We start from the raw sequence: 5,968 nt of genomic DNA, 5'->3' as shown, positions 1-5,968 counted from the left end.
TTTCGCAGCATGACTGGTTGTCGCCAGTGATTGGAAAGTGGTGGCTTCTGTAGCTGAAAGCTCTGCGGCTTGTTGGACTGCCATGGTCAGGTAAGCTTTAGGATCGCTCGTACAGGCAGAAATATCACTTTGGTAGACTTTTTTACCAATGAAACGGGTCGTATCAATAGGAGTATTGGTGGCAATAATGACCACGTCAGCTTGTGCAATTTCTGCTTCTGTTAACGTATGGGTTTCTAATACAGTAGAGTGACACTCAACCGTTGCCGTCCAGTTCAATGATTTGGCAGCCTGCTCAAGCAGATCTGCGGCAATAATACTATTGGCAACCCCACTGGGGCATGCGGTAATGATGGCAATATTCATAGTTTCGACCTTCTGTCCTTAATGGTTAGTTTTATGACTAACGGGTTGTAGGTGGATCTCTTTTTGTAGGGAAATTAAGTGTTCAACACTGGGTATACCCACGCCAACTTGCGTCACCGCAAGAGCGGAGAGCGCGGTAGCGAAAGTGATCAGCGATTCTTTTTCCATTGCTTGCATATGGCCCCAGCACAGGCCAGCGACTAAGGTATCGCCCGCACCAACGGTACTAATAACCTCCATTTTGGGCGGTTTAGCATGTAACCATTGCCCTTGATTCAGCCACATGGTGCCTTCGGCCCCCATTGAGACGACGATATTCTCAATACCTTTATCGGCCAATTGTTCTGCGGCCAGGCGGCAAGCTTCAGGGTTGGGTAATTCACGGCCAACAAATTGGGCCAATTCCTCATCATTAGGCTTGATTAACCAAGGTTTAGCGTTAATGCCAACGGCTAAAGCATCTCGACTGCTATCAAAAAGGACTTTCTTACCTAAAGAGGACAATTTTGCTATCCAAGTGGCGCAAAGCTGAGGGGAAATACCAGAAGGTAAGCTACCCGCTAGCACAAAGTAGTCGTGATCCTCAGCCAGTTGGAATAAGGTTTGTTCAAAGTGAGCAATATCTTGTTCATTGACATGAATGCCGGGGAAGTTGATATCACTGACCTGACCCGATTTTTCGACCAATTTGACATTAATCCGAGTTGCCCCTTGAATACGAATAAATTGATCTTGCGCGCCAATCTGTTCAAAAAGTTGGCAAAACATTTCTTGATTATCTAGGCCAAGAAAACCAGTAACGGTAACCTTAGCCCCGAGATCGCTCAGCACTTTAGCAACATTGACGCCTTTACCAGCGGGGTGAAGTGAACCTTGTTTTACCAAACTCACGGAACCGACTTGCAAGCAATCTAGACTGCCAGTCAAATCTAAAGCTGGGTTTAGGGTAATAGTGACCACTTTATTACTCATGACAGGCTCCTTAATGCTCACCAAGACCAGATTTAATGGCGAAACCAATCGACTCAAGCGCTTGGGCTGCATCTGGGCCTTCTGCAGTAAATTGCAACCGATGGCCGTGTTTTACACCCAGCGCAATCACTTTCATTAAACTTTTTGCATTGACGGCTTTACCGTCCCCATCTAAGTTTGAGACCTTAATGTTAGATGTGAATTTTTTCGCTTCAGCGACCAGCATGGCTCCTGGGCGAGCGTGTAATCCGTGTGTGTTGGTGATTTTAAATACCGCACTTTCGCCACCCTCGGTTTCACTGTGTGAGAGCGTTACAGTATTGACTTCTTGTGTGAACAGCGCGATTAATTGCTGAGCATCGGCCTGTAATAGTTTTTCTTGTTGTTGAACAAACACGAGTTGTGTGATCTTATCTAACAAACTGTGATGAGAGGCATTACTCGCGGCAATGGCGATTAATGCTTTTACCGGCGTGCCTTGATAGTCGCAGTGATTGGCGGTTGAAACAAAAGACATTCCACTGCGCTTTACCTGTTTATCACTACTGACTAACCAAAGGCCTTTACCTAAATGAGTTGGTTGTTTGGTCACAAGTTCGGCGACAAACTCGCTGTCTGCACAACCTGTATTTTTAAGGAGTCCACCTGCAACGGCACTCATTTGGAGCATATCGCTGGCAGGGAAGAGAAGTTGAATTAACGATGGATCAAAATCTGCTTCGAATTGCACATCACCACTGAGTAGAGCAATAATATCTGAGGTTTGTTTTGCTTGCTTAAGCTTCTCTTCGACCCCATCAGCAGACAATACTTTAGTTAACTGTTTTAAAATGCCTAAATGTTCATCTGATTTTGCGGCAATTCCAATAGCGACATAAACCGTGTTACCGTCTCCCCAATCGACCCCATGAGGAAAATGATGAACTGCCACACCGGTTTCTTGTACTAAGTCACGGGTATCGATGGTACCGTGTGGAATGGCAATGCCATTACCTAAGAACGTCGAATTTTGTGCTTCACGGTTTAGCATACCTTGGACATAGTTCGATTCGACCAGTTTTTTTTCTGTTAGATCTGCCGCGATAGAACGAATGGCCTCTTGCTTGTTGGATGGCATTTGATCTAAGCGAATATCTTTAGGTGAAAGTTGCAGCATGTTTAGCCCCTTAGCCTATCGAAGGCTTCTTTGTCATCGCACCGAATTTAACAGATCGGTGTGAGGGTTATTTAAATGAGCTGAATGGTTTCAGCTTTAAGTTCAAAAAAATTTAGCAAAACCGTCATTGAGGAAAATAAATCTGTTTTACTAGGTGTAGTCTAAAAAACTCGACTTAGCTATCAGTTTATGTTTTTGCTGAATCCTTTCAGCTTTAATACTGAATCGATTCAGCGTATAATTCAACTCAATTTAGGATCAAAGATTTATTTCTATGATCCTACGCACAGAACTAGAGTAATGGATATGACACTTGATGAAATCGCCAAGTTGGCTGGCGTCTCTAAAACTACCGCCAGTTATGTAATCAATGGCAAAGCGACTAAATACCGAATCAGTGAAAAAACTCAGCAAAAAGTCATGGCAGTGGTTGATCAATATAACTATCGACCCGATTTAGCGGCTTCTTCACTGCGAGCCGGAAATAGCCGCTCATTTGGTTTGATCATCCCAGATCTAGAAAATACCAGTTATGCCAAATTAGCAAAATTGCTAGAGCAAAACTCACGACAAGCTGGCTACCAAATTTTAATCGGTTGTTCGGATGACGATGCAGCTATTGAAAAAAACGTCGCGCAGGCTTTGGTTTCTCGCCGCATTGATGCACTATTTGTTGCTAGTAGTATGCCTGATGCCAGTGAATTCTATTGTAAAATGCAGCGGGCTGGGACGCCTGTGATTGCGATTGACCGTCCTTTAGATGACGAATATTTTCCCTGTGTGATCAGTGAAGACTTTGGCGCTGCGTTTGAATTAACCCAATCCGTATTAAGTGAGTCGGTCATAACGGTTGGGTTGATTGGAGCCTTGCCAGAACTTAGTATTTCTCAGGAACGCCAGCTAGGTTTTGAATCTGCGTTAAAAGCAGAAAATAAGCAAGCCTTACTAGGGTATGGCGAGCACTTTAATCGTCAAGAAGGGCGAAGGATTTTTGAACAGTGGCGAAGAGAAGGGACGATGCCGGATGCCATCGTCTCGACCTCATATACCTTATTAGAAGGTATTTTGGATGTGCTTTTGGAATACCCAGAATTGATGGATAAGTTGCATCTAGCTACTTTTGGCGATAATCGGCTGCTGGATTTTTTACCGATAAAAATCAACTCATTACCTCAGCAGTTTGAACTTATAGCGGACAGTGCTTTAGCACTGGCACTTAATGCTTCAGCCAAACGTTATGCCACGGGTATTGAACTGATACCAAGAAAGCTCAAGGTTCGTCGTGAGCTGATGCCTTTATGAGATAGTTTTATTTGTGGTTGACGCATTTTTTAGATAAGTGACGCGCTAATGTCGATCAATTGTGCGGGGGATTGTTCCTAGCATCTTGAAGTTAGTTAGGTATATCATAGTGTTATTATCCCTATTGGCTTATAGGCTTGGAATGAAGTTTTTGCACACCTCTGATTGGCATTTAGGTCGTCAATTTCATAACGTATCATTGCTTGATGATCAACGACATGTTCTTAATCAAATGATTCAATACATGGAGCAATATCCAGTAGACGCGTTGGTGGTGTCAGGTGATGTGTATGACCGTTCTGTTCCACCGACCGCAGCGATTGAATTATTGGATGAGGTCGTCAGCAAAGTCTGTGGACAACAGGGTATTCCGGTGATCATGATTCCGGGTAATCATGATGGTGCTAAGCGTTTGGGGTTTGCGGCCAAACAGATGCAATCATCCGGTTTACATATCATCAGTAACTTTTCTCAGATGCTCACACCTGTGGTGCTGAAGTCTGAGCAGGCTGGAGAAGTGGCGTTTTATGGTATGCCGTATAATGACCCTGAATTAGTCCGAGATGCGTTTCAAAATAAAGTCAGCAGCCATGATGAAGCCCACCAATATCTTTGCAAACGTATAGTTGAACAGTTTGATTCGTCACAGCGGCATGTATTGATTAGTCACTGTTTTGTTGATGGTGCAATGGAGTCTGAATCTGAACGGCCACTTTCTATTGGTGGTTCAGACCGAGTTAATCATGAACATTTTTTACCTTTTGATTATGTGGCATTAGGGCATTTGCACCAGCCTCAGCAGAAAGGACAAGACTTTATCCGTTACAGTGGATCTTTGCTGAAGTACAGCTTTTCGGAGCAACATCAAAAAAAAGGCATGACTCTGGTTGAGTTGAATAAAGAGGGATTTGTCTCGGCGCAGCACCTTCCTCTATCATCTCGCTATGATATGCGTATTGTCGAGGGAGAGCTAGCCGACTTAATTGAACAAGGGCGACACGACCCTAACCATGAAGATTATCTTTTGGTTCGCCTGATGGATAAACACGCGATCCTTGATCCGATGGAAAAATTACGCCAAGTCTATCCTCATGTTCTGCACTTAGAAAAGCCTGGCATGTTGATGGATGCCGATCAAGCCATGGGACGTGCGCGATTAGCACGAGGCGAAATGGACATGTTTCGGGATTTTTTCTTGGAAGCTAAGCAAGAGCCATTATCTGAGCCTCAAGTACTTGCTATTTCTGATGTTATTCAATCACTGAAGCATAAGGAGCTTTTGTAATTATGCGACCGATTCAATTGACGCTCCAAGCCTTTGGTCCTTTTGCAACTCAACAAATTATCGACTTTAGTCAGTTTGGCCATGCGCCGCTGTTCCTGATAAATGGCCCAACAGGAGCAGGGAAAAGCTCAATTTTGGATGCGATTTGTTATGCCTTATATGGTGAAACAACAGGTAGTGAGCGTTCAGGTGATCAAATGCGCTGCGACTATGCGCCTAATTCACTCTTAACGGAAGTTCAGTTTATTTTTGAGCTAAACCAACGCCGTTTTATGATCACGCGCAGCCCAGATCAAGAAGTGGCGAAACAGCGTGGGGAAGGAACAACCAAAAAAAATCATGCCGCCAGTTTGGTTGAACGGCTCGATTCGGGAGAAGAAAAACTCATTGCGCATCGCCCAACCCCAGTCAGTAAAGCGATGTTGCAATTAATTGGGCTTGATGTGAAGCAGTTTCGTCAAGTGATGGTGATTCCGCAAGGAAAGTTTCGAGAGCTGTTGATTGCTAACTCAAAGGAACGTGAACAAATTTTTGGTCAGCTATTTCAAACTCAGATTTATGCGCAAATTGAACGAGAGCTACTTGAGCGCGCGTCGGATATCCGTAAACGAAAAGAACAGTTTGATCATCAGATCAAAGGAGCATTAGATGTGACGTCACTGAGTAGTGAGGAAGCATTACAAGCGGAAATTTTGACGATTCAGCCTTTAGTACAACAAAGTGAGCAAGCATATCAAACATCACAAAAGCAACTCGAAGCTTTAAAGCAACAATGGAATGAGGCACAAGAGCTGCAAAAGCAATTTAGCCAGCAAACACAGCTTGAAATAGAAAAAACGGCCATGCTTGCTCAGCAACCCGAAATTGAGGCTTTGCGTAAGCGTTTA

General features: G+C 43.9%; 6 protein-coding genes. 3 read left to right on the top strand and 3 right to left on the bottom strand.

Annotation, left to right across the window (positions count from 1 at the left end; genetic code table 11):
* The 3 genes from B7C60_RS18680 to fruB form a co-directional block, all read right to left on the bottom strand.
* Nucleotides 1-366 (bottom strand): PTS fructose transporter subunit IIB (locus B7C60_RS18680; RefSeq protein WP_281251685.1); only part of this gene is annotated, 366 nt, incomplete at its 3' end.
* 18 nt (nt 367-384) lie between these two features.
* Entirely contained in the window at nt 385-1,338 is a 954-nt protein-coding gene (gene pfkB / locus B7C60_RS08840; protein ID WP_099611326.1) for a 1-phosphofructokinase, read from the bottom strand.
* A 10-nt stretch (nt 1,339-1,348) separates the two neighbouring features.
* Nucleotides 1,349-2,494, bottom strand: a complete 1,146-nt coding sequence (gene fruB, locus B7C60_RS08835; protein WP_099611325.1) for a fused PTS fructose transporter subunit IIA/HPr protein — start codon at nt 2,492-2,494, stop codon at nt 1,349-1,351.
* A gap of 189 nt (nt 2,495-2,683) precedes the next feature.
* Here fruB and cra point away from each other — a divergent pair, with 189 nt between their 5' ends.
* From cra to B7C60_RS18675, 3 genes are all read left to right on the top strand, one after another.
* Nucleotides 2,684-3,796 (top strand): catabolite repressor/activator, encoded by a 1,113-nt coding sequence (cra, locus tag B7C60_RS08830; RefSeq protein ID WP_099611324.1) that lies wholly within the window; start codon nt 2,684-2,686, stop codon nt 3,794-3,796.
* Nucleotides 3,797-3,938: 142 nt separating this feature from the next.
* Entirely contained in the window at nt 3,939-5,081 is a 1,143-nt protein-coding gene (locus B7C60_RS08825) for an exonuclease SbcCD subunit D (protein WP_099611323.1), read from the top strand.
* 2 nt (nt 5,082-5,083) lie between these two features.
* On the top strand, nt 5,084-5,968 hold an 885-nt coding region (locus B7C60_RS18675; protein ID WP_245869036.1), incomplete at its 3' end, for an AAA family ATPase.

Source organism: Vibrio fujianensis (genome assembly GCF_002749895.1).
Lineage (GTDB): Bacteria > Pseudomonadota > Gammaproteobacteria > Enterobacterales > Vibrionaceae > Vibrio > Vibrio fujianensis.
Note: the sequence above shows the minus strand (reverse complement) of the source record. Positions and strands in the feature narration are given on the sequence as shown.